This is a genomic window from Herbiconiux liukaitaii (assembly GCF_041927495.1).
Classification (GTDB): domain Bacteria; phylum Actinomycetota; class Actinomycetes; order Actinomycetales; family Microbacteriaceae; genus Herbiconiux; species Herbiconiux liukaitaii.
The window spans coordinates 310,946-333,575 of record NZ_JBHFHG010000002.1; the positions used below are offsets into that span (position 1 = coordinate 310,946).

Annotated in this window: 19 protein-coding genes and 1 pseudogene; 15 read left to right on the plus strand and 5 right to left on the minus strand. The window is 72.2% G+C overall.

The genetic code is table 11. The features are described from left to right. Positions 1–235: 235 nt before the first annotated feature. The 6 genes from ACEXQC_RS01950 to ACEXQC_RS01975 all read left to right on the plus strand — a co-directional run bounded on the left by ACEXQC_RS01950 (position 236) and on the right by ACEXQC_RS01975 (position 4,144). Positions 236–748: an RNA polymerase sigma factor gene (locus tag ACEXQC_RS01950; RefSeq protein ID WP_374817806.1), complete on the plus strand. Its 513-nt coding sequence runs from the start codon at positions 236–238 to the stop codon at positions 746–748. After that, on the plus strand, positions 745–1,371 hold the full coding sequence (locus ACEXQC_RS01955) for an Asp23/Gls24 family envelope stress response protein (RefSeq protein ID WP_374817808.1): 627 nt from the start codon (positions 745–747) through the stop codon (positions 1,369–1,371). Before ACEXQC_RS01950 ends, ACEXQC_RS01955 begins: the two co-directional genes overlap by 4 nt. Beyond that, the gene (locus ACEXQC_RS01960; RefSeq protein ID WP_374817810.1) at positions 1,364–1,711 is read left to right on the plus strand and encodes a hypothetical protein; all 348 of its coding nucleotides are present in this window, start codon (positions 1,364–1,366) and stop codon (positions 1,709–1,711) included. Before ACEXQC_RS01955 ends, ACEXQC_RS01960 begins: the two co-directional genes overlap by 8 nt. A gap of 78 nt (positions 1,712–1,789) precedes the next feature. After that, positions 1,790–2,134, plus strand: coding sequence for a hypothetical protein (locus ACEXQC_RS01965; protein ID WP_374817813.1), 345 nt, complete (start codon positions 1,790–1,792; stop codon positions 2,132–2,134). A gap of 22 nt (positions 2,135–2,156) precedes the next feature. After that, positions 2,157–3,200 (plus strand): alpha/beta hydrolase, encoded by a 1,044-nt coding sequence (locus ACEXQC_RS01970; RefSeq protein WP_374817815.1) that lies wholly within the window; start codon positions 2,157–2,159, stop codon positions 3,198–3,200. Beyond that, positions 3,197–4,144 (plus strand): methyltransferase, encoded by a 948-nt coding sequence (locus ACEXQC_RS01975; RefSeq protein WP_374817817.1) that lies wholly within the window; start codon positions 3,197–3,199, stop codon positions 4,142–4,144. The genes ACEXQC_RS01970 and ACEXQC_RS01975 overlap by 4 nt, the downstream gene beginning before the upstream one ends. On the opposite strand, the gene ACEXQC_RS01980 is transcribed toward ACEXQC_RS01975, so the two are convergent. Both ACEXQC_RS01980 and ACEXQC_RS01985 read right to left on the minus strand, forming a co-directional pair. Further along, positions 4,131–5,156, minus strand: a complete 1,026-nt coding sequence (locus ACEXQC_RS01980) for an NADPH:quinone reductase (protein WP_374817819.1) — start codon at positions 5,154–5,156, stop codon at positions 4,131–4,133. The genes ACEXQC_RS01975 and ACEXQC_RS01980 overlap by 14 nt on opposite strands. Positions 5,157–5,218: 62 nt before the next feature. Next, on the minus strand, positions 5,219–5,506 hold the full coding sequence (locus ACEXQC_RS01985) for a helix-turn-helix domain-containing protein (protein WP_445451965.1): 288 nt from the start codon (positions 5,504–5,506) through the stop codon (positions 5,219–5,221). 76 nt (positions 5,507–5,582) lie between these two features. Here ACEXQC_RS01985 and map point away from each other — a divergent pair, with 76 nt between their 5' ends. Next, entirely contained in the window at positions 5,583–6,344 is a 762-nt protein-coding gene (map, locus tag ACEXQC_RS01990) for a type I methionyl aminopeptidase (protein ID WP_374817821.1), read from the plus strand. A 97-nt stretch (positions 6,345–6,441) separates the two neighbouring features. Next, positions 6,442–7,464: a hypothetical protein gene (locus ACEXQC_RS01995; protein WP_374817822.1), complete on the plus strand. Its 1,023-nt coding sequence runs from the start codon at positions 6,442–6,444 to the stop codon at positions 7,462–7,464. Positions 7,465–7,467: 3 nt separating this feature from the next. Here ACEXQC_RS01995 and pgi read toward each other — a convergent pair whose 3' ends face one another. After that, positions 7,468–9,192, minus strand: coding sequence for a glucose-6-phosphate isomerase (gene pgi / locus ACEXQC_RS02000; protein WP_374817824.1), 1,725 nt, complete (start codon positions 9,190–9,192; stop codon positions 7,468–7,470). Positions 9,193–9,468: 276 nt separating this feature from the next. On the opposite strand from pgi, the gene ACEXQC_RS02005 reads away from it, so the two are divergent. The 3 genes from ACEXQC_RS02005 (at position 9,469) to ACEXQC_RS02015 (ending at position 12,722) form a co-directional block, all read left to right on the plus strand. Beyond that, positions 9,469–9,753, plus strand: coding sequence for a hypothetical protein (locus ACEXQC_RS02005; protein ID WP_374817826.1), 285 nt, complete (start codon positions 9,469–9,471; stop codon positions 9,751–9,753). A gap of 127 nt (positions 9,754–9,880) precedes the next feature. Next, on the plus strand, positions 9,881–10,528 hold the full coding sequence (locus ACEXQC_RS02010; RefSeq protein WP_374817828.1) for a LuxR C-terminal-related transcriptional regulator: 648 nt from the start codon (positions 9,881–9,883) through the stop codon (positions 10,526–10,528). Further along, positions 10,521–12,722: a sensor histidine kinase gene (locus ACEXQC_RS02015; protein WP_374817830.1), complete on the plus strand. Its 2,202-nt coding sequence runs from the start codon at positions 10,521–10,523 to the stop codon at positions 12,720–12,722. The genes ACEXQC_RS02010 and ACEXQC_RS02015 overlap by 8 nt, the downstream gene beginning before the upstream one ends. Here the strand turns inward: ACEXQC_RS02015 and ACEXQC_RS02020 are convergent. After that, the gene (locus ACEXQC_RS02020) at positions 12,689–14,233 is read right to left on the minus strand and encodes a chitinase (protein WP_374817832.1); all 1,545 of its coding nucleotides are present in this window, start codon (positions 14,231–14,233) and stop codon (positions 12,689–12,691) included. The genes ACEXQC_RS02015 and ACEXQC_RS02020 overlap by 34 nt on opposite strands. Further along, entirely contained in the window at positions 14,230–16,653 is a 2,424-nt protein-coding gene (locus tag ACEXQC_RS02025; protein ID WP_374817834.1) for a glycosyltransferase family 2 protein, read from the minus strand. The genes ACEXQC_RS02020 and ACEXQC_RS02025 overlap by 4 nt, the downstream gene beginning before the upstream one ends. Positions 16,654–16,802: 149 nt before the next feature. Between ACEXQC_RS02025 and ACEXQC_RS02030 the strand changes: the two genes are divergently transcribed. The 4 genes and pseudogenes from ACEXQC_RS02030 to ACEXQC_RS02045 all read left to right on the plus strand — a co-directional run. Next, positions 16,803–18,416 (plus strand): MFS transporter, encoded by a 1,614-nt coding sequence (locus ACEXQC_RS02030; protein ID WP_374817836.1) that lies wholly within the window; start codon positions 16,803–16,805, stop codon positions 18,414–18,416. A gap of 45 nt (positions 18,417–18,461) precedes the next feature. Further along, complete coding sequence (locus ACEXQC_RS02035) at positions 18,462–19,871, plus strand: pyridoxal phosphate-dependent decarboxylase family protein (RefSeq protein WP_374817838.1); 1,410 nt, start codon at positions 18,462–18,464, stop codon at positions 19,869–19,871. Beyond that, complete coding sequence (locus ACEXQC_RS02040; RefSeq protein WP_374817840.1) at positions 19,868–20,923, plus strand: agmatine deiminase family protein; 1,056 nt, start codon at positions 19,868–19,870, stop codon at positions 20,921–20,923. Before ACEXQC_RS02035 ends, ACEXQC_RS02040 begins: the two co-directional genes overlap by 4 nt. Next, positions 20,920–22,620 (plus strand): annotated as a pseudogene (locus ACEXQC_RS02045) (amidase); the annotation flags it as partial. The gene ACEXQC_RS02040 and the pseudogene ACEXQC_RS02045, both read left to right, overlap by 4 nt. Positions 22,621–22,630: the final 10 nt, after the last annotated feature.

Consider the following 22,630-nt stretch of genomic DNA (forward strand, 5'->3'; position numbering starts at 1 on the left):
TAGGACGGCATCGACCGCGGAAACGTCACGAAAGCGTCGACGATGGATTCGTCGCCGATGCCGCGATCGGATCCCCCGCCGCCCGATTCGTTCTGCGGCCACTCGCCCAGCGGCGCCGTCGAGGGGGTGCTAGGCAGGTCGATGAGCGCTGCGAGGGCATCGCCGGGAGCGGAAGGAGACGGTCATCGACATCGACGCACCTGCCCCGCTCCGCGACGCCTCGGACGCCGCACTCGTGGGGCGAGCCGCCGACGGCGACGTCGTGGCGTTCGGCATCCTGGCCCACCGGCACGGCCCGCTCATGCGGGTGGTCGCCGCCAAGCTCCTCGCCTCCGACCTGGAATCCGACGACGTGGTGCAGGAGGCGTTCATCCGCGCCTGGCGGCACCTGCCCGAGCTCGAGGATCCCGCACGGCTCCGCAGCTGGCTGCTGAGGATCGTGAGCAACCGCGCGGTCGATCGCATCCGGGCGCGAAAGCCGCACGACGACATCGACGACTGGGAACCGGCGGCTCCCTCCCACGGGGCTCCGGAGGCGGTGGTCGAACGACGGCTGCAGCTCGACGCCCTGGGAGTGGCCCTCGGGCGATTGCCTGTCGACCAGCGACGGTGTTGGCTGTTGCGGGAGACCGCCGGCTACAGCTACCAGGAGATCGCCGACGCGCTCGAGATCCCCGTCTCCACCGTGCGAGGGCTCCTGGCCCGGTCCCGCGCGTTCCTGATGCACGAGATGGAGGCCTGGCGATGACGACTCCGTTCGATCCGACCGCCCGGCCCGACCCGGACTCGCGGCCCGATCCGGCCGCGCCCGATGATCTCGACGGCCACACCCTCGACGAACTCGCCGACTACCTCGCGAGCGGTCGCACGCCCCGCGACCCGAGCATCGAGGCATCGCCGGGGTGCCTGCTCGCCCTCGAGGCCATGGAGCACCTGCATCTGCTCTCCTGGGACGCGCTCGAACGGGAGGCCGCCGAGGATCCCGGCCGGGACGACGCCTGGATCGAAGGACTGCTCACGGCGATCAGGGACGAGATCCGGCCCGGCCGCGACATCCCGATCGCGGATCCGGATGCGGACACCGTGCTCTCGATCACCGAGGCCGCTGTGCGCGGCCTCATCCGCGGAGTGGCGGACGCCCTCCCGCACGTGCTCGTGAGTCGCACCGAGTTCGAGGGCGAGCTCGCCACACCGGGCGCGCCGGTGACCGTCTCGATCACGGCGGCCGCCGAGTTCGGCCACCCGATGGACGAGCTCGCCGAGGCGCTGCGCGCGGCGACGAGCGCGGCGCTCGCCACCCACACCGAACTCGTCGTCGAACGCATCGACATCACGTTCGACGACGTCTACCGGAGGCGCTCGGATGACTGACGAGACCCTCGCGCGCGAGCTGACCGCCGCCATCCGTGCCGTCGACGGCGTGGGCGCCGTCTTCCGCACCTCGCCTCTCGTCGACGCCGCCGCCCAGGCGATCGCGTCGACCCTCGACCTCCCCGACCCCGACCTGCTGCTCGACATCGAGAGCGAGAGCGGCATCGACGGTGACGGCCGCACCACCGTGACGGTGCACCTCTCGACCACCGCGGGTCGCCCCACGCCCGAGACGCTGCGCGCTGTGGCGGCTCTCATCCGCAGCCGCCTGATCGACGACGGTCGCGCCCGTGCGGCCATCGCCGTCAAGGTGCTGCAGATCGAGCGGATGGCCGATTAACGAAGGCCCTCCACGCGGCACTACCGGGATATGACGCCGCGGGCCGGAGTGGCGGAGAACGACCGGTACCATCGGGGAATGCCGTTCCGCAGCAAGCAGACCCTGGAAGCGTGGCTCGAGGAGTTCCGCACCACCCGTGAGGGCGGTGGACTCATCACCGTGCTCATCCAGGACGGCGACGGCGGTGCCGACACGGGCCTCGTGGTGGTGCCGCTCCGCAACTCCGCGACGGAGATCGTGATGCAGCCCGCGAGCCTCGACGACCCCAAGTGGATCGTGACCATCGGGGCGCCGAGGGGCGCCTACGACCTCTCGCCCGCCGAGCTGCAGGGCATGGCGGCCGAGCTCGGGGTGGCCGCCTCGCTCTGCCAGTTCCTGCAGGAGAAGTCGGTCGACCACGACGAGGCCCTGTCGGTCGACTGACGACGGCCGGTATGGTCGACGCGTGACGCCTCAGTCCAGCCGCCGCCCCTGGTACCGCCGCCCCGTGCGGGTCGTGCTCGCCTCTCTGGCCGTGGTGGTCGTGGCGGGGGTCGTCGCCTCCGTGGTGAGTCCGTGGCCGGCGGCCATGCTCATCCGCGCCCTGTTCGAGCAGGGGGCCCGCACCACGGTCTCCGAGATGGAGCCGTACGCTCCCGACGGCGGGATCGACGAGACACTCGACGTGCCCTACGGCGGCACGCCGGCCGACGGATCGAGCACCACCCTCGACGTGTTCAGCCCGAGCACCGGCACGGACGCGCTCCCCACCGTGGTCTGGATCCACGGAGGGGCCTGGATCTCGGGCGACAAGAGCCAGGTGCGGCCGTACGTGCGGAAGATCGCCGCCGAGGGCTACACGACGGTGTCGCTGAACTACCCCATCGCGCCCGAGCAGAGCTATCCCGTGGCGCTCCGCGACCTCAACGACGCGCTCGCCTTCCTCGTGGAGAATGCCGCGACGTACCGCATCGACCCCTCCCGCATCGTGCTCGCGGGCGACTCCGCGGGGGCGAACCTCGCCAGCCAGCTCGCGGTTCTCACGACGAACAGCGACTACGCCGGGCTCGTGGGGGTGCAGCCCGCGCTCGCGCCCGAGCAACTGGCCGCCGTGGTGCTCAACTGCGGCATCTACGACGTCTCCGGCATCCCGAACGCCCCCGGGGTCGGCGGCTGGGGCTTCCGGGTGGCGCTCTGGTCGTACCTCGGCGAGCGGGACTGGGTCGACACCCCCGGTGGCCAGCAGATGTCGACCCTCGACTACGTGACCGCCGCGTTCCCGCGCACCTGGATCTCGGGCGGCAACGGCGATCCGCTCACCGCGACGCAGTCGGAGCCCCTCACCGAGAAGCTCGAGGGGCTCGGAGTCGCGGTCACGCCCGTGTTCTACCCCACCGACCACGAGCCGGAGCTGCCCCACGAGTACCAGTTCCACCTCGACTACGCGGATGCGCAGACCGCCTTCACCTCCACGATCGCGTTCCTCGACGAGGTCACGGCCACCGGATGACGCCCTCGCTCCTCGGCCGGGCGTACTTCGCCGTGCAGGCCCTGGGCGGGGCCGCCTGGTGGGTCGCCGTCTTCGCCTGGCCCGCGGTGCGGGAGGCCACCCTGGGTGGGCTCGATCCCGTGATCGTGGCCGCGTTCGACATCCCGCTCTTCGTGCTCGGCTCCGCGATCGCCGCGTCGGGCGTGCGGGCGGCCGCTGTCGTGGCCTCGGGCTGGACCGTGCTGGTCGCCGTGGCCCTCGCGGTCTACGCGACGGTCACCACGGAGGCGGGCTGGGGAGTGCTGATCATGGCGGTCGCCGCGGCTGGGTCGCTGCTCGCGGTCACCGCGATCGTGCTGGGGCGCATCCCCACCAAGTGGGCCGTGCGGGGCCCCTTCGCCTTCCGCGCCGCTCGCGGCGGTCGCCCGGTGGCGGAGCACGTGGCGGGCACGTTCGCGCAGATCGTCGTGTTCTGGGGGCTGTTCCTCGTCGTCATCCCGCTCGGGATCGTCTGGCTCGAGGAGCGGTGGGGTGTGGGCATCCACCTCCCGCCGGGGCCGGCCCGCCCGGTGGAGACCGCACTCCTCGTGCTCGGGGCGGTGCTGCTCGTTCTCGCGAGCGGGCTCGGCGTGTGGTCGGCGGTCGTGATGTCCACGATCGGGGGCGGCACACCGCTGCCCTCGGCCACGGCGGCCCGCCTCGTGGTGGCCGGCCCCTACCGGTGGGTGCGCAATCCGATGGCCGTGGCCGGCATCGTGCAGGGAGCGGCCGTGGGGCTGCTGCTCGGCTCCTGGCTCGTGGTGGCCTACGCGGTCGCGGGATCGCTCGTGTGGAACCTCGCCATCCGCCCCCACGAGGAGGCCGACCTCCAGCAGCGCTTCGGCCCGGCCTTCACGGCCTACCGCCGAGCCGTGCGCTGCTGGATCCCGCGGGTGCCGGAGCAGCGGGAGGCTACTGCGGGGTGACGTCGATGAGGATCTTGCCGGTGGCGGACTGTTCGACGGCGTCGTGCGCCGCGGCCGTCTCGGCGAGCGGGAAGCGGAGGAGGGGGAGTCCCGACTCCTCGCCCACGGGGAGGGCGCCGTCGGCGAGGGCCGCGGTGATGTCCTCCGCCGCAGCCGAGAGAGCCTCGGCACCCACCGTGTAGAGCAGCAGGAACTGGTAGCGCACGTTGAGCGCGAAGTGCGAGCGCACGTCGAGCGTCATCTGGTCGCCGCCGTTGTTGGCGTAGACCGCCACGGTGCCGTGGTTCGCGAGCACGGCCGCGTTGAGCTCGGCGTTGCCGGCGGGGGAGACCTCCACCACGATGTCGACGCCGTCGGGCGCGGCCTCGCGGATGCGGGCGGCGGCATCCTCCTCGCGGTAGTTCACGATCACGTCGGCACCGGCCGAGGCGGCGAGCGCCGCCTTGGAGCTCGACGAGACCGTGGTGATGACCGTGCCCCCCGCCCAGTGGGCGAGCTGGATGGCGGCGTGACCCACGGCACCCGCCCCGCCGGCCACGAGCACGGTGAAGCCCTCGAGCGCACTGGGGGAGAGGCGCTGTGGGCCGCCGTCGTGCACCGTCAGCGCGCGGTGAGCCGTCATGGCCGGAACACCCAGCGAAGCTCCCGTGTCGAACGAGACCCCCTCGGGCAGCACGACGACGCGCTCCACGGGCACGGTGGTGAACTCCTGGGCCGTGCCTCCCGGCCGCTGGTAGGCGGAGAGGAAGAGCCACACCCGGTCGCCGGGCGCCACCGCGGTGACACCGGGGCCGACGGCGTCGACCACTCCCGCGCCGTCCTGGTTCGGGGTCTGCTCGCCGGCGTCGGGCAGGCTCGTGCCGCCGCCCGCCCGGTTCTTCCAGTCGGTGGGGTTGACGGCGGAGACGACGATGCGCACCCGCACCTCGCCCTCCGCGGGCTCGGGCACGGGCCGCTCCACGAGCTGCAGGACATCGGATGGGCCGTTCTCGGAATACACGATCGCTCTCATGCCTCCATCCAACGCCCGAACCGCCCGCGATATGTCCGGCCGACCGGATGTGCCGGCGAGTCTCAGGCGCTGCGGGCGGCAGAGGCCGCCCCGGTGGGCGCGGCGGCGCCCGACCACTCCCGCGCGAGGTCGTCGAGCGACAGCGAGAGAGCCCTGGCCAGGGCGGCCACCACACCGAAGGCCGGGCTGGGCAGTCGACCGGTCTCGATCTTGCGGAGGGTCTCGGGAGAGATGCCCGCGTCGCCGGCCACATCGGCGAGCGACCGGATGCCCCTGGCGCGGCGCAGGGTCTCGCCGAGGCGACGACCGGCCTCGAGCTGCTCGGGCGTGAGTGGAGCGCGGACCATCATGGCTGACCTCCTGGGGGAGTGACGGGCGACAGGGTTACGGTATTTTCATACCGCTTTACGGTATTATCATACCAGCATGATCGAGATCCACACCCCTGCCGAGATCGAGCGGATGCGGCCGGCCGGCGCGTTCGTGCGCGACACCCTGGCCGCCCTGTCGTCGATGGTCGCCGTCGGCGTCAACCTGCTCGAGATCGAGCACGCCGCCAGGGAGGCCGTGGCCCGGCGCGGTGCCGTCTCCTGCTACTGGGACTACGCACCCTCGTTCGGCAACGGCCCCTTCCGGAACGTCATCTGCCTCTCGGTCAACGACGCCGCCCAGCACGGGCTGCCGCACGACTACGCGCTCGAGGACGGCGACGTGCTGAGCCTCGACTTCGCCGTCTCGGTCGACGGATGGGTGGCGGATGCCGCGGTCACCGTGATCGCCGGTCGGCCTGACCCCGCCGACGAGGTGCTCATCCGCTCCACGCGGGAGGCCCTCGCCGCGGGCATCGCCGCCTCGGTGCCCGGCAACCGCGTGGGTGACATCTCCGCGGCCATCGGCGCGGTCGCGGCCGCCCACGGCTACCCGGTGAACCACGAGTTCGGCGGCCACGGTGTGGGGCGCACCATGCACGGCGACCTCTTCATCTGCAACGACGGCAGGCCGGGGCGCGGCTACCGCCTTCGGCCCGGCATGGTGTTCGCCCTCGAACCGTGGTGGGCAACGGGCACCGCGCGCATCCGCATGGACGCCGACGGCTGGACCGTGCGCTCGGCCGACGGCAGCAGGGCCGCTCACACCGAGCACACCCTCGCGGTGACCGACGACGGACCGGTCGTGCTGACGGCCTGATCGCGTCCGGTCGATCGCGCCCGCTCGATCGCTCCGGCCTGATCGCGGGGAGGCGCCGTTCTGCCCTACCGTGGAGCCACGAGCAAGGGGGAGCACCATGGGGGAAGGGTCAGCGACGACCAGGGGGGCGCGAGTTCGGCCGGCGCGGGATCTCGCCGCGGAGGCGCAGACGCACGCCGACGTGCGGGCCACGTTCGTGAAGCACTCGCTCACGCGGCTGCCGCTCATCGGTGCGCTCGTGATCACCATCAACCTGTTCGTGCAGGTGCGGGGCGACGTGGGGCTCGCGGTGGCGGTGGCGCAGAACCTCACCTTCGGCGGCCTGCTCGTGGTGGTGCTGCTCAATCTCGCCGTCTACATCATCCTCGGTGTGATGGTGGCGGCGATGCCGCTCGTGTTCGATCGGGAGTACAACTTCTGGACACGCATCGTGGGTTCGTTCGTGCTGCTGCTGCTCGGCGCCGTGCTCTTCAACACGGCGTCGTGGCTGCTGCTCGCCGGATTGCTAGTGGTGTTCGTGGTGATCGGCGTGATCGTGCTCAGCGGGCGCAAGAAGCCGCCGCCGCTCGTCGACGCGTCGAGCATCCGCACCACCCTGGCCTCGCCACTGGCCCCGCTCGACTCGGAGCTCCGCGCGCTGTGGGCCGAGGGTCGGGCGATGCTGCGGCTGGTCTCGACGGATCCGCTGCCCATCACGCCCGCCGAGACCGCCCTCGATCCCGCTCCCGAGCCCAAGGTCTTCGCGGCGGTCGCGACGGAGTGGAACGACCGCTCGACCGCCATCCGCTCACCGCGCACGAAGTCGGTCACGCGGCTGGCGTTCGCCGGCATCATGGGGTTCATCGCCCTCTTCGGCCTCAACATCGTGACGCAGCCGATCCGCTTCGCACCCCTCGAGCTGATCTCGATCAACGGCGGGGAGCCCGAGCCCGGCTTCGTGCTGCTGCAGGGCTCGGGCGGCGTGTTCGTGCCCGACCCGTTCGGCACGGCGCAGTTCATCGCTGCCTCCGACGTGACCACCCGCCAGCTCTGCGACGACGCACCGCAGTGGTGGACCATCTCGCCCATCGACTTCTTCTCGCCCGAGGCGCAGAGCGGCGTCGCCTGCGTGATCGACTGAGCCCTACTCCGCCCTCAGCTCGAGGTACTTGGCGATGAGCGACCGCGTGGAGGAGTCCTGCGCCTCGAGCGCCGCCGCATCCCCCTCGACCGCCGGGGCGACCTGCAGCGCGAGCTGCTTGCCGAGCTCCACACCCCACTGGTCGAACGAATCGATGCCCCAGATGGTGCCCTCGGTGAACACGATGTGCTCGTAGAGCGCGATCAGCTGACCCACCACGCTCGGGGTCAGAGCGGGCGCGAGGATCGACGTCGTGGGCCGGTTGCCGCTGAACACGCGAGCGGGCACCACGGCCTCGGCCGTGCCCTCCGCCCGCACCTCGTCGGCCGTCTTGCCGAAGGCGAGAGCCTTGGTCTGGGCGAAGAAGTTGGCGAGGAAGAGCGAGTGCACATCCACGTCGTCCGCCGAGGCGTCGCGCAGCGGATGCGCCGGGTTGGCCACCGCGATGAAGTCGGCGGGGATGAGGCGCGTGCCCTGGTGGATGAGCTGGTAGAAGGCGTGCTGCCCGTTCGTGCCGGGCTCGCCCCAGAAGATCTCACCGGTCTCCGTCGTCACGGGGGAGCCGTCCCAGCGCACGCTCTTGCCGTTCGACTCCATGGTGAGCTGCTGCAGGTAGGCGGGGAAGCGGTGAAGGTACTGCGCGTAGGGCAGCACGGCGTGACTCTGGGCGCCCAGGAAGTTCGAGTACCAGACATTGAGCAGGCCCATGAGCACGGGCACGTTGCGCTCGAGCGGTGTGGTGCGCATGTGCTCGTCGAGGGCGTGGAACCCGGCGAGGAGCTCGCGGAACCCGTCGGGCCCGATGGCGATCGCCACCGAGGTGCCGATGGCCGAGTCGACCGAGTAGCGGCCGCCCACCCAGTCCCAGAAGCCGAACGCGTTCTCGGGGTCGATGCCGAAGGCCGCGACCTTGTCGAGGGCGGTCGAGACGGCCACGAAGTGCTTGGCGACGGCGCCGGTGCGCTCGTCGTCGGAGTCCGCGATCGCACCGGAAGCGGCGAGTTCGCGCCAGAGCCACTGCCGTGCGAGGCGCGCGTTGGTGAGCGTCTCGAGCGTGCCGAAGGTCTTGGAGGCGACGATGAAGAGAGTGGTCTCCGGATCGAGGCCCGCGGTCTTCTCGTAGATGTCGGACGGGTCGATGTTGGAGACGAAGCGGCACTCGAGCCCGGCCTGGATGTAGGGCTTGAGGGCCTCGTAGACCATGACGGGGCCGAGGTCGGACCCGCCGATGCCGATGTTCACGACGGTCTCGATCCGCTTGCCCGTGACACCGGTCCACGAACCGTCGCGCACGCGGTCGGCGAAGGCGAAGACCTTGTCGAGCGTCGCGTGCACTTCGGCGTCGATGTCGGCGCCGTCGACCACGAAGCCGGATGCCGGGTCGAGGGCGGCGGCACCCGCGCTGCCGGGGGCGGGGCGGCGGAGGGCGGTGTGCAGCACGGCCCTGTCCTCGGTGACGTTGATGTGCTCGCCCGCGATCATGGCCCGGTAGCGCTCGGCCACACCCGTGGCCTCGGCGAGCTCGAGCAGGTGGGTGAGGATCTCCGGGGTGAGCAGGTTCTTCGAGAGGTCGACGGTGAGGTCGGCGGCCTGGAAGGTGTAGGTCTCCGCGCGGTCCGCGTCGGCGGCGAACCAGCCGCGCAGGTCGGGGGTGAACCCGGAGGCGATGGCCTCGAGCTCCTTCCAGGCGGGGGTCGAGGTCGGGTCGATGGGCGCCGATTCGGTCATGGGGTCTCCTGAGGGCTCGTGCGGGGCATCCGGATGCACGGGGATGCTCGTCTCGTTCGAACCTACCGCCCCGGCGGCCCGGGGTGGGGGCCTCGCGCTGCGGCCTCGCGAATGGCACGATGCGCGGCAGGTCGCAACCCCATCGCGCCCCGGAATCCGCCGAACTACCTTCGTGATCAGAAGCCCCATTGTCGTCGCGCCCCAGACCCAGGCGTGCAGCGCTCGACAGCTTCAGCGGCGGAACATCTCCGCCCATCAGCCAAGGAGACACCACCCATGTCGAACACCACCCAGGGTGCATCCACCCGCACCCCCACCAACGTCGTCCAGCGAGTCGTGACCGAGACCAAGTCGGCCTTCAAGACCAGTGAGTTCTACATCTGGCTCATCGTCTCGGCCGCCATCCTCATCGCCGCAGCGGTGACCGACAACGGCGATGACGGCCAGGGCTTCGGTGCCGCCACCGCATGGCAGTACGTCGCCGTCGTGACCGCCGCCTACATCATCAGCCGCGGCATCGCGAAGGCCGGAACCGGCAACCGCGGCAACCGCGACGACTGACCCGTCGCCTCGCAGCACACCGAGAGCCGTCCGCCCCTCCTGGGTCGGGCGGCTCTCGCGCGTCTACCGCTATTCTGGCGCTGGATCCGCCCTCCGCCCGGAGTGCGCGGCGCGGAGGGGAGAGCGCATGAGGGGCGCGAGTCGCATCGCGGTCGTCGACGATCACGAGCTCGTGGCGATGGCCGTGCAGAACCTCGTCGAGGCCACGGACGGCCTCGAGTTCGCCCGCCACGCCGCCACGGTCGACGAGCTCGTGCGGCGCCTGCGCGATGCCGATCTCGTGCTGCTCGACCTGAGCCTGCGCGACGGCACCGATCCAGGTGAGAACGTGCGTCGCCTCCGCCAGTGGGGTGCCGACGTGCTCGTGCTCACCTCGGGAGAGGATCCCTTCCTGGTGCGGGCCGCGTCGCGCGCCGAGGTGCTCGGCATCGTGCGCAAGTCGACCCCCACCGAGGCGCTCGTGCAGGCCCTGCTCACGGCCGCCGCGGGCGAACCGGTGCCGACCACCGAGTGGGCGTCGGCGCTCGACACCGATCCGCTGCTCGCGGGGGCACCGCTCACGGCACGCGAGCGCGAGGTGCTCGGGCTCTACGCCTCCGGGCTCGGTGCCAGGGAGGTGGCGGCGCAGCTGTTCATCTCGGAGAACACCGTCAACGACCACCTCCGCCGCATCCGCTCGGTGTACTTCCAGCTCGGCCGCCCGGCGGCCACGAAGGTCGAGCTGTACCAGCGGGGCATCGAGGACGGCTACGTGCAGGCGCCCCGTCGTGACTGACAGCAGAGGGGCCGGCACGGGCGCGGGCATCGGCACCGCGGAGCGGTCGGTCAGGCGCATCCTCGTGGTCGACGCCGCGCTGCTCATGCTGCTCGTGGTCGCCGTGCACATCACCTTCGTGGCGCGCGGCGGGCAGCCCGACTACCCGCTCTGGACGGTGTCCCTCAGCTGGTTCGCCGCGAGTGCCACCCTGCTCGCCGGTCTGCTCGCCAGGATCGTCACGGATGCGGTGCTCGGATCCCTCGCGCTCATCGCCGTCGTGGCGTACTGGCTCACCCTCGTCACGTTCCCGTTCGCGGTGCCCGCCGAGGGGATCGACCGCATCCCGTGGACCCTCTCGGCCACGGGGGCCGCGGCCGCCGCCGCGCTCGTGGCCGGCGGTCGCTCGCTCGCCTGGGTCACGGTCGCCGCGGGGGCCGCGGCCGGCCTCGTGTACCGCTCGCTCTTCGGTGGTCTCGACCTCGTCGGTGTGGTCAACGACCTGCAGGCACTGCTCACGGGGGCGGTGATCTGCGTGATCGGCGGCCACATCCTCCTGGTGGGCAGGGGGCTGGATGCCGCCGCAGCCTCCACCACGGCCGCAGCGGCGCGCGAGTCCGCCGCACGGGGGCGGCTCACGGCCCGCACGAGGGCCTCGGCGCTCGTGCACGACGAAGTGCTCGCGACCCTCTCGCTCGCCGCCTCCGGACTGCCGATCCCGCGCGCCCGGTTGGCCGACCAGGCGCAGAAGGCGGCCGCCATGGTCACGAGGCTCACCGACGAGCAGTCGCTCGAACCCGCAGCCCTGCATGCCGCCATCGCGGAGGAGGCCCGCCTGCACGATGCCGCCTTCGCCCTGCGCGACGAGACCACGCCGGGCGGCCCCCGACCGAGTGCGGCCGTGCACGAGGCCTTCGTGGGCGCCACGAGGCAAGCGCTCCGCAACAGCGTGCGGCACGCACCAGGCGCCTCGCGCGGGGTCGTGCTGACGCAGACCGACGACGGGATCCGGGTGGAGATCGCCGACGACGGGCCCGGCTTCGATCCGGCCGGGATCGCCGACGACCGGCTCGGCATCAGGCAGAGCATCGTGGGGCGCATGGAGCGCGTCGAGGGAGGTCGCGCCGAGATCGACTCCGCGCCGGGCCGGGGTGCCGTCGTGCGACTGCACAGCCGGGCGACGCGCCCCGCCGCCGTCGCCACGGCGATCGAGCAGGAGTCGCTCCGCGTGGGGTTCGTGGCGATCGCCGTCGTCTACGTGCTCACGCAAGCGGTGTGCGCGCTGCTCGCCGCGATCGCAGAGCCCCGATCCTGGCCCGTGCAGCTCGCCATGTTCGCCACCGCCCTGCTCGCCGCCGAGATCCTGCGCCAGTCGCCCTCCCGGGTGCCCGGCCGTCGCCGCACCGCCGCGGTGGTGGCCCTCGTCTGCGGCGGCCTCGTGGCGGGGGCCGCCGCCGCCCGCTTCTCGTTCGACATGACGTTCTCGTACGGCACCCTGTGGTTCGCGGTGGCGTTCGCGTTCCTATTCGTGGCCATCGCCCTGCGCGGCCGCATCGTGGTGGCGCTCATCGGAATGGTCGTGATCGTGGCGGTGCTCGTGACCACCGGGATGCTCTCGGGGGCGTCGTCGGGCCAGATCCTGCAGCTCTCGGTGCGGCCCGTGGTGCTCGTGGGCCTCGCGGTGGCGCTCCTCGTGGTGGTCGAGCGCATGCAGCGCCGAATCGCCGCGCTGCACCTCGACGCCGTGGCCTCGACCGAACGCGAGAGCTGGACCCTCGCGGCCCGCACCGAGCTCACCTCGCGGGTCGCCGAGCTCGCCCGCACGGCCGTGCCGCTGCTCGCCCGCATCGGAGAAGGTCGGGAGCCCTCCGAGGCCGAGCGGCGCGAGTACGCGAGCTGCGAGGGCGAGCTGCGCGACGGCCTGCGCGCCGGTTCCCTCGCCCGCGAGCCCCTCAGCTCCGCCGTGGCCGCCGCGAGGGGCCGCGGCGTCGACGTGCTGCTGCTCGACGACAGCGGGGGAGCCATCGACGACCGACACATCGACCCGATCCTCACGTGGCTCGTCTCGGAGATCGCGACGGCGGAGAGCCGGGCGGTGGGCCGACTGCTGCCACCCGGCCGGGAGGCGCTCGTGAGTCTCTCGATCGACGGTCGCCAGGTGCACCAGGCCGCATCGCCCGCTCAGGGATCGGTGATGAGCTTCCACGGCGAGTAGTCGCGGTCGAGCACCGAGCGCTCGGGGTTCTTGCCCTGCGACCACCACCGCGCCTCGTAGCCGGTGCCCTCGTAGAGCACACGGTCGCCCTGGTCGTAGAGCGTCGTCTCCGACCAGTCGGGGTAGGTGCCCTCCTCGAGCGTGGGCAGGGCGAACGGCTCGTCGGTCGGCAGCACGGGCCCGAGGTAGGTCCACGCGGATCCCGCGCTGTCGAGGGTCGGATCGTCCGGGGTCGCGCCGTCCTCGTTCCACCACTTGGAGACGTACACCCCGCCGTTCCACACCACCATGACGCCCGCCGAGTAGTAGGTGGTCGACGACCAGACGGGGAACGGGCTCGTCTCGGGATCGTCGGCCATGAGCTCGGCATCCACCTCCACGAGCGGTCGGCCGGAGGGGGTCCCCTCGTAGCCCTCGGCGAGGAGCGTCGCGAAGCTCTCACCCTCCTGCTCCACACCGCTGCAGGACGTCGCGACGGTGCGGAGGTTGGGGTAGTTGCTGCCGCACGTGCGGTCTCGGTTGAGCGACCACATCGACATCCTCGTCACGCCGTGCTCGGTGGCGAAGGTGTTGAGCGCCACGGCGTCGTCGATGCTGAAGCGCTCGCCCCTCACGTCGTTCTGCCCGATCATGGGCGTGGCTCCGAGAAGTGCCCACACCCCGCCGTCCGGCAGCGACAGGCCGCGAGCGCGCCAGACGGCGTCGAGCTGCACGGCCGTGGACTCCAGGGCGTCGGCGCTCAGGGTCGACTGCGGCGCGATCGTGCCGTCGGTGCCGTAGTTCATGGTCATGACGTTCACGCCGGCGAGCTCGACACCCCCGTCGAGCATCGCCTCGACCTGGGCCAGCCCCTCCTCGGTGAGACCCGAGGTGGCCACGGGCAGCGTGAGCCAGACGTCGAGGGATCCGCCGGCCTCCCGGCGTTCGGCCTGCAGACGCGCGACCGCCTCGGCCCGCCGTGCGGTGGCTGCGGTGTCGGTGAGCATCTCGCCCTCGATGTCGAGATCCATCACGTCGATCCCGTACCTGTCCATCACCGTGCGGTAGGCCTCCGTGAGCTCGTCCGCGTCGGAGCAGGCGGTGGCGAGCTCGGTGTTGATGGCCCCGCCGAACGAGACGGCCAGCGATCGGCCCGCGCGCTGCATCCGCTCGATCCGCCTGTCGAGCTGGAAGGTCGTCGCCGCGTCGTCGAGGCTGTACGCCTTGCCCCAGGTGGGGGTGCAGTCGTCGTCGTCTGCGGCCACCACGAAGGCGAGGACGGCACCGTCGGCCTCGCCGAGGGGACTCCTGGCGAGCTGCTCGCCCGATTCGAGCGTGACGTCGTAGTAGGCCGCGAACCACCGGTCGGCGAGTGGTGCGCCGTCGACCGCGGGCGGCAGCCCTGGCAGCACGGTGACGGCCGCCACCGAGGCGGGGACGAGCACGAGGGCGGCGAGGCTGAGCGCGAGGCGGCCGAACGACAACCGGCGGCCGGCGAACCGCGACGTGGCGCGGGCCCTCAGGGGGCTCATCGGAGGGCCCCGACCGACTCGGACGAACCGGCCGACTCGGCCGACATCGCGGATGCGGATGCGGGTGCGCGCACGGGCTTGGGCACCCGGCGTCGCCGCCTCTCCCTCGTGGCGGCCGTGGGCAGCAGTCCCTCGTCGACCACGAGCGACCAGCGCGGAGCGGTCGACGGCGCAGGCGCCGGTGCGGGCGGGGCATCGACCCAGATCCAGTTGAGCCAGCCGAACCACAGGTCGCCGAGAGCGTGCCGCAGGCCCACGAGGCGCGTGATGCCCCAGGCCGCCGCGGCGGCGGTGAAGGCGGCGAACACCGTCGTGCCCCAGTCCCCGACGAGGCCGGCGCGCACCGCGACCGCGGCGGCTCCCGCCACGATCACGAGCGGGGCCAGCACGGCGAGGGCGGGAGCAGGGGTGCGAGTGCTCACCTTGGGTGTGCGCACGAAGCGGCCCTTGCGCCCGGTGAGCGCCTGCCCCACCGAGGCGAGGCTGCCCGCGAGGTTGACGGGCAGCAGCAGCAGGTTCAGACCGTAGATGCCGAACACATCGCGACGCCGGTAGCCGAGGTACTCGAGGTCGGAGGCCATCTCCACGAAGTACGGGGTGGCGATGAGCAGCAGCTGCACCGTGATGAGCTGACCGCCGAGGGGGTTGAGCGTGAGCACAGCGAGCAGCCCCAGGGTGACCCAGGCGATCGAGCCGAGGTAGTTGGCGCGCAGCAGCAGCTGCGCGAGCGGCATCGGGTCGCCGCCGCGGCGACGGGCGACCACGAGATCGTGCAGCCGGGGCAGGATGAGCAGGCCGCCGTCGGCCCACCGGCGGCGCTGGATGACGAGGGTCCCGAAGTCGGGAGGGGTGGCGCTGTAGCTGAGGCGTTCGGGGTAGTTGAGCAGCGACCAGCCGTGGGCGGCGATGTCGATCGTCGACTCGGTGTCCTCGATCACGGTGCGGTCCGAGATGAACCGCACGATCCGCACACCGTCCTCCTCGGTCTCGCGACGGATGTCCTCGAGCGCGCTCCGGCGGAGCACGGCGTTCGCCCCCACCCAGTAGGTGGCGCCGAAGGCCGAGAATCCCTGGTGCACGATGTGCTGCAGGTCGGTCGTGGCACCGGCGAGGCGCTCGACCCTCGTGGGGGCGCCGCGGTAGGCGGAGTACGGGGTCTGGGCCACGGCGACCCGACTGTTCCCGGGCTGGTCGAGCTCGTGCACGAGGCGCAGGCAGTACTCGGGGAGCAGCATCGAGTCGGCGTCGAGGGTGAGCACAAACTCGCAGTCGGGGGCGTCGATGATCGTGCCGGGCGCGTCGGCGCTCTGGCTGGCGGTCTGGCCGGCGCTCTCGTCGTCGATCCGCACGAGCGCGAGACCGCGCCCGTCGGGCTGCTCGCGCCAGCGCCCGCCGAGCAGACCGAGGTAGCTGTTGAGGTTCATCGCCTTGTTCGGCGCGTGCGAGAGCGAGCTGTACCGCTTGCGCTCGAAGGTGCCGAGCTCGGCGGTGAAGATGTTCACGAGCCGCTGCAGCACCTGCTGGGCCCTCGCGAGCGAGAGCGGCGTCTCGTCGTTCTCGAGCGCGTCGTGCAGAGCGGTCGCCGTGGTGTCGAGGTTCGCCGCGAGGCCGCGCAGCACCTGATCGGCGAAGAACGCCTGCACGTGCGTCTCGGGCTGCACGGCGTCGGCCCGCGCTCGCAGCCACTGCGCAGCGGCGGCGTGCTCCCGCATCACGGTCTCGGTGGCGAGGGCGGCGGTCGGCCGGTCGCGGAGCAGCATCTCCTGGGCGGCCGCGACGCGGGCACGCGCGGGTTCGAGCTCGGCCGCGATCTCGGCGCCGAGCATCCTGCTGCGGTCGAGGGACTCCCGATCGGCGGGATCGGTGGGGTGGGGGTCGTCGTCGAGCAGCAGCACCACCCGGATGTCGGGGAACTCCTGCAGCGCCACCGACCACAGCGACATGCGCACGAGCTCCGGATCCTCCGACCGCGAGGGGAGCAGCGCGATCAGCCGGGGCGTGCCGTGGGCTTCGCCCCGCAGCGACACCTGCTCGTCGAGCTGGATGCGCCTGGCCCTCCGGTGGGCCGCGAACCGGGGCAGCGCTCCCGAGCGCGCCAGCAGGTACATGCTCGCGGAGAACGTGAGGAGCGTCACCGACACGAGGAACAGGATCGTGGTGACGAGCTGGGTGGCGTCGGCCAGGGCGTCGCCGCGCGCGAGGGCCACGACGACCGTCACGAGGTAGAAGAGCCAGAGCAGCACGCACAGGGCGGGGGCGATGCGGGCGCGCGCGATCCGCACCGCCGAGGGCACGGCGTGCAGGGCGGGCTGCGGTGTCGCATCCCTCTCGGTGCCGTGCTGGCGCCTGTCGGTGGCGCGCTGGTGCCTGTCGGTGCCGTGCGGGCGGTCGTCCCTGCGGGTGGTCCGGGTACGGGGCATCCTCACAGTGTGTCGTCGGGCCGGGCCGCTGCGAGGGGCTTCCGACCCCTGATTCTGGTGGTTCTCGTGCGATAGCGTGACCTGGCACAGCCACCCGGCGCATCCGCCGACCCGCCATCCGCCGCCCAGCCTCGAGGAGCCTCAGCACCGTGACCGCCGCCTCCGCGTCGCACCCGGCGGCCCCGCGACGACCGGGGCTCGTGCTCACGGCGCTCCTCCTGGCCGCCGTGGTCTGCAACATCAACTTCGCCGCCGCGGGGGTGGCGCTCCCCGACATCGGCGTGAGCTTCACGGCCTCGCAGACGCAGCTCGATCTGGTGGGCCTCGGCACGGGTCTCGGCCTCGCCATGTCGGTGCTCTACTTCGGCGCCATCGCCGACAGGTACGGGCGCAAGCAGCTGCTCGTGCTCGGCCTGCTGCTCACGGTGGTGGCGAGTGCCGTCTCGGCGACGGCTCCGAGCATCGAGGTGCTCATCGGCGCGCGTGTGTTCACCGGGCTGGCCGCGGGCATGGCCTACCCCACCACGCTCTCGCTCATCACGGCGCTCTGGGCCGAGGGGCCGGGGCGCACGCGGGCGATCGCGCTCTGGGCGAGCATCGGCGGCATGGCCATCGTGGCCGGAGGCGTCGTGGCGGGCGCGGTGCTCGCGGTCTCCACCTGGAACGCGGCGTTCCTCCTGAGCGTTCCCGTGGCGATCGTGGCGGTGCTCCTCATCGTCGCCGTCGTGCCCTCGCACGTGGGGGAGTCCGCCGATCCGGTCGATCATCCCGGCGGGGTGCTCTCGGTGGTGGGGGTCGCGGCCCTGGTCATCGGCACCGGCGTGGTGCTGGCACCGGGCACGGGCGTCGTGGGCGCCGTGCTGCTCGGGGCGGCGGTGGTGGTCATCGCGCTCTTCCTGCGCCGGCAGGCCACCGCCAGCTTCCCCCTCTTCGACCTCCAGGTGGCGAGGCGGCGGCTGTTCTGGGTGCCGGCGCTCGCGGGCACCATCGCGTTCGGCTCGCTCATCGGGGCGATGTTCGTGGGGGAGCAGTTCATGCAGAACGTGCTCGGCTACACGCCGCTCGACGCGGGGGCCGCCGTGGTGCCCGCCGCGGTGGGGCTGCTCGCGGTGGCTCCGCTCTCGGCCGGCCTCCTCGCCAGGCGCGGATCGCGCACCACCATGCTGCTCGGCTACGCGCTCGTGGCCGGCGCGTTCCTCTCGATGCTCGGCTGGCGCGAGGGCACACCGTACGCGCTCATCGGCCTCGGCTACCTGCTCATCGGCGCAGGGGCCGCCTTCATCATCACCGCCTCCTCGCGATCTCTCACGAGCAGCACCCCCGTGCGGCGGGTGGGCATGGCCTCCGCGACCTCCGACCTGCAGAACGATCTGGGCGGCTCCATCATGCAGGCGCTCCTCGGTGCCGTGCTCGCCGGGGGCTTCGCCGCCTCGTTCGCCCGGAGCATCGCCGAGAGCCAGGAGGCGGGCGAGGTGAGCGCCGAGGTCACCGCCGCCCTGCAGTCGTCGTTCGCCTCGGCGGCGCGGGTGGCCGCTCAGCACCCCGAGCTCGAGCAGCAGATCCTCGAGGCCGCCAGGCAGAGCCTCGTGGCCGGATCGCTCGCGGCGTACCTCGTGGGAGCCGTGGCGATCCTCCTGGGTGCCGTGGTGGTCTGGTTCGGCCTCCCCTCCCGCACCGCAGAGGCGGCCCTCCGTGAGCGCTACGCCGCGAGCGACCTGCGCGACGAGCAGCCGAGACGCACGATCCGGCCAGCGGATGCATGATGCGTGCGCCTGCCTGTAGGTACTGTGAGGGATTCGGAGGTCCTGATGACAACTGAACCATTCCCCGCACCTTTCCCCGCGCGCATGCACGAGGTGACGCCGGAGAACCGCGAGATCGTGGATCGTGTGCTCGACTACTCGCGGCAGCGGCTGCTCACCGAGAACACGCCGCTCGACAAGCCGCAGTCGCCCGCCGAGCTGAGTCGTCTAGCCGGCCCCACCATCACCGAGCACGGCATCGGGGGAGCGAAGGCGCTCTCGATCTTCGAGCACATCCTCGCGCCAGCCTGCATCACGACAGACGACCCGCGGTACCTCTCCTTCATCCCGAGCGCGCCGTCCAAGGCGGCCGCCGCCTTCGACGTGGTGGTGTCGGCCAGTGCGCTCTACGGCGGGTCGTGGCTCGAGGGCGCGGGGGCCGTGCACGCCGAGAACGAGGTGCTGCGCTGGCTCGCGCACGAGTTCGGTCTGCCGGTAGGGGCCGGTGGCGTGTTCGTGCAGGGCGGAACGCTCGGCAACCTCTCGGCCCTCGTGGCCGCGCGCGAGACGGCGAGGGCCACCGCCCTCGAGGAGGGGCGGCCTGCTCCCGACCGCTGGCGGGTGGTCTGCAGCGCCGAGGCGCACTCCTCCATCGCCTCTGCCGCGCGTGTGATGGACGTCGAGATCGTGGCGGTTCCCGTCGACGCCGACGGCGTGCTGCGCGGCCCCGCCGTGGAGGAGGCCCTCGCCGAGCACGGCTACAGCGTCTTCGCCGTGGTGGCCACCGCGGGAACCACCAACTTCGGCATCGTCGACGACCTCGCCGGCATCGCCGAGGCGGCGGGCCGGCACGGCGTCTGGTTCCATGTCGACGGCGCGTACGGGCTCTCGGCCATGCTCTCGCCCACGGCGCGCCCGCGGTTCCAGGGTGTCGAGAGGGCGGATTCGCTTGTCGTCGATCCGCACAAGTGGCTCTTCGCCCCCTTCGACGCGTGCGCCCTGCTCTACCGCGATCCCGAGCTCGGCCGGCGCGCGCACACCCAGCACGCCGACTACCTCGACACCCTCACCGAGGCCGGCGACTGGAGCCCCTCCGACTTCGCCGCGCACCTCACGAGGCGCCCGCGCGGCTTGCCGCTGTGGTTCTCGCTCGCGAGCTACGGGGCCGCCGTCTACCGCGACGCCATCACCGAGTCGCTCGACCTCACCGGTCGCATCGCCGCTATCATCGACGAGCGGCCCGAGTTCAAGCTCGTGCGGCCCCCGCAGCTCTCCGTGGTGGTCTTCGAGCGCGTGGGCTGGGAGAAGGCCGACTACAGCGCCTGGTCGACGAGGCTGCTCGACCAGCAGGTCGCGTTCGTGACGCCGAGCGCCCACCACGGCCGGCCCAACGCGCGCTTCGCCATCCTCAACCCGCGCACGACCCTCGACGATCTGGTGATGATCCTCGACACGATGACAGGGGAGCAGCCATGAGCTGGACGATGCCCGCCGAGGGCGCGCCTCACGAGCGCACCTGGATGACCTTCCCGCGCGAGGGCGAGACCCTCGGCACGGCCGGCGCAGAGGCGGAGGCCGGTTATGCCGCTTGGGCGGCCGTGGCCAACGCCGTAGCCGCCTTCGAACCGGTCTCGATGCTCGTCGACCCCACCGAGGCGGCCAGGGCCAGGAGCATGCTCGATGGCGCGATCGAGCTGCACGAGGTGCCCGTCGACGAGTTCTGGATGCGTGACTCCGGCCCCACCTTCGTGCTCGACCCCGAGCGGCCAGGGGTGCTGGGCGCCGTGGACTGGATCTTCAACGGCTGGGGCGCGCCCGCGTGGGCCGAGTGGCGGCGCTCGGCCGAGCACGGCCGGATCGTGGCCGAGCTCGTGGGTGCCGAGCTCGTCGACTCGCTGCTCGTCAACGAGGGCGGCGGCATCCACGTCGACGGCGAGGGCACCGTGCTGCTCACCGAGACCGTGCAGCTCGACCCCCGGCGCAATCCCTTCACCGACAGGCGGAGGGTGGAGGCCGAGATGCTCCGCACGCTCGGTGCGACCCAGGCCGTGTGGCTGCCGCGCGGCCTCACGCGCGACTACGACGACTTCGGCACCAACGGCCACGTCGACATCGTGGCCGCCATCCCCTCGCCCGGCCGGCTGCTGCTGCACGCCCAGCCCTCGCCGGACCACCCCGACCACGAGGCCGTGAAGCGCATCCGCTCGGAGCTCGAAGGGCAGACGGATGCGGCGGGCCGGGCCTTCGAGATCATCGACCTTCCTGCCCCCGCCACGCTCCGCGACGAGCACGGGTTCGTGGACTACAGCTACGTGAACCACTACGTGCTGAACGGCGGGGTCATAGCGTGCGGCTTCGGCGACGAGGTGGCGGATGCGCGGGCCGCCGACATCCTCGCCTCCGTCTATCCCGGCCGAGAGGTCGTGACCGTGGAGGCGCGGGAGATCTTCGCGCGCGGCGGCGGCATCCACTGCATCACCCAGCAGCAGCCCGCCGCCCACCTGCCAGAGGTGGGCGCGGCGTCATGAGCGTCGACGTGGTGGAGGCCTCCCTCTCCGAGCTGAGGGCGGCGCTCGAGAGCGGTCGCACCACGAGCGTGCAGCTCGTGCAGGCCTACCTCGAGCGCCTCGAGCGCTACGACCGCGGCGGCCCCCGGCTGAACTCGGTGGTGGTGCTCAACCCGGCGGCTCTCGATGAGGCCAGGGCCTCGGATGCACGACGGGCTGCGGGCCTCGTGGCCGGCCCGCTCGAGGGCATCCCCTACACCGCGAAGGACAGCTACCTCGTGCGGGGCCTCACCGCCGCCGCCGGCAGTCCGGCCTTCGCCGAGCTCACGGCGATGCGCGACGCGTTCACGATCGAGCGCCTGCGGGCCTCCGGCGCCATCTGCCTCGGCCTCACGAACATGCCGCCCATGGCCAACGGCGGCATGCAGCGCGGGCTCTACGGTCGTGCGGAGAGCCCGTACAGTGCCGACTACCTCACCTCGGCGTTCGGGTCGGGCTCGTCCAACGGATCGGGTACCGCAACGGCCGCGTCGTTCGCCGCCTTCGGGCTCGCCGAGGAGACCTGGTCGAGCGGTCGCGCACCCGCCTCGAACAATGCCCTCTGCGCCTACACACCCTCCCGGGGTGTCATCTCGGTCCGCGGCAACTGGCCGCTCGTGCCCACCATGGACGTGGTGGTGCCGCACACCCGCAGCATGGCCGACCTGCTCGAGGTGCTCGACGTGGTGGTGCACGACGACGCCGACACCCGGGGGGACTTCTGGAGGTCGCAGCCGTGGCTGCCCCTCCCGGCGGCCTCCGCCGTGCGCCCCGAGTCGTATCCGGCCCTCGCCCCCTCCTCGGACGACGAGGCGCGCGGTGTGCTCGCCGGGCGCCGGCTCGGGGTGCCCCGCATGTACCTGGGCACCGATGAGCAGGCGGGAACGGGCACCGGCATCGGGGGCCCGACCGGTCGCAGGGTCGAGCCGAGGCCGAGCTCGCTCGAGCTCTTCGCCGACGCCCGCCGTGCCCTCGAGCGTGCGGGCGCCACGGTGGTGGAGGTGGACTTCCCGGTGGTCAGTCGCTACGAGGGCGACAGGGCGGGCGCCCCCACCCTCGCCACCCGCGGCCTGGTCTCACCCGAGTACCTGCGGCGCGAGATCGTGGACCTCTCGGCCTGGGCGTGGGACGACTTCCTGCGTGCCAACGCCGATCCGCTGCTCCCCGACCTCACAGGGGTCGATGGCAGCCGCATCTTCACGCACCCCGAGGGCGCCCTGCCCGACCGCTACGACGGGTTCGACGACGACATCGCCACGTACCCCGACGAGGTGCGCGCGCATCCCTACGCCGCCTTCACCGACATCCCCGAGCTCGCCGACGGTGTGCGGGGCCTCGAGGAGACCCGCCGCCTCGACCTCGAGGAGTGGATGGACGACCTCGGGCTCGACGCGGTGCTGTTCCCGGCCGTGGCCGATGTGGGGCCGGCCGACATGGACGTGGTGCCCGCCTCCGCCGATGCCGGCTGGCGGAACGGCGTGTGGGTGGCGAACGGCAACCTCGCCCTCCGCCACCTCGGCATCCCCACCGTCACGGTGCCCATGGGCACGATGGTCGACATCGGCATGCCCATCGGCCTCACCCTCGCGGGCCCCGCCTACTCCGACACCCTCCTCCTCCGGCTGGCCGCCGCCCTCGAACGCCTCCACCCCCGCCGCGACCCCCCGCCCCGCACCCCCAAGACCGACG

Excerpts from the sequence above, each read along its gene's own strand:
- ACEXQC_RS01955 (WP_374817808.1), top strand. The coding sequence starts at position 745 with ATGACGACTCCGTTCGATCCGACCGCCCGGCCCGACCCGGACTCGCGG.
- ACEXQC_RS01960 (WP_374817810.1), top strand. The coding sequence starts at position 1,364 with ATGACTGACGAGACCCTCGCGCGCGAGCTGACCGCCGCCATCCGTGCC.
- ACEXQC_RS01965 (WP_374817813.1), top strand. The coding sequence starts at position 1,790 with ATGCCGTTCCGCAGCAAGCAGACCCTGGAAGCGTGGCTCGAGGAGTTC.
- ACEXQC_RS01975 (WP_374817817.1), top strand. The coding sequence starts at position 3,197 with ATGACGCCCTCGCTCCTCGGCCGGGCGTACTTCGCCGTGCAGGCCCTG.
- ACEXQC_RS01980 (WP_374817819.1), bottom strand. The coding sequence starts at position 5,156 with ATGAGAGCGATCGTGTATTCCGAGAACGGCCCATCCGATGTCCTGCAG.
- ACEXQC_RS01985 (WP_445451965.1), bottom strand. The coding sequence starts at position 5,506 with ATGATGGTCCGCGCTCCACTCACGCCCGAGCAGCTCGAGGCCGGTCGT.
- map (WP_374817821.1), top strand. The coding sequence starts at position 5,583 with ATGATCGAGATCCACACCCCTGCCGAGATCGAGCGGATGCGGCCGGCC.
- ACEXQC_RS01995 (WP_374817822.1), top strand. The coding sequence starts at position 6,442 with ATGGGGGAAGGGTCAGCGACGACCAGGGGGGCGCGAGTTCGGCCGGCG.
- pgi (WP_374817824.1), bottom strand. The coding sequence starts at position 9,192 with ATGACCGAATCGGCGCCCATCGACCCGACCTCGACCCCCGCCTGGAAG.
- ACEXQC_RS02005 (WP_374817826.1), top strand. The coding sequence starts at position 9,469 with ATGTCGAACACCACCCAGGGTGCATCCACCCGCACCCCCACCAACGTC.
- ACEXQC_RS02010 (WP_374817828.1), top strand. The coding sequence starts at position 9,881 with ATGAGGGGCGCGAGTCGCATCGCGGTCGTCGACGATCACGAGCTCGTG.
- ACEXQC_RS02020 (WP_374817832.1), bottom strand. The coding sequence starts at position 14,233 with ATGAGCCCCCTGAGGGCCCGCGCCACGTCGCGGTTCGCCGGCCGCCGG.
- ACEXQC_RS02025 (WP_374817834.1), bottom strand. The coding sequence starts at position 16,653 with ATGCCCCGTACCCGGACCACCCGCAGGGACGACCGCCCGCACGGCACC.
- ACEXQC_RS02035 (WP_374817838.1), top strand. The coding sequence starts at position 18,462 with ATGACAACTGAACCATTCCCCGCACCTTTCCCCGCGCGCATGCACGAG.
- ACEXQC_RS02040 (WP_374817840.1), top strand. The coding sequence starts at position 19,868 with ATGAGCTGGACGATGCCCGCCGAGGGCGCGCCTCACGAGCGCACCTGG.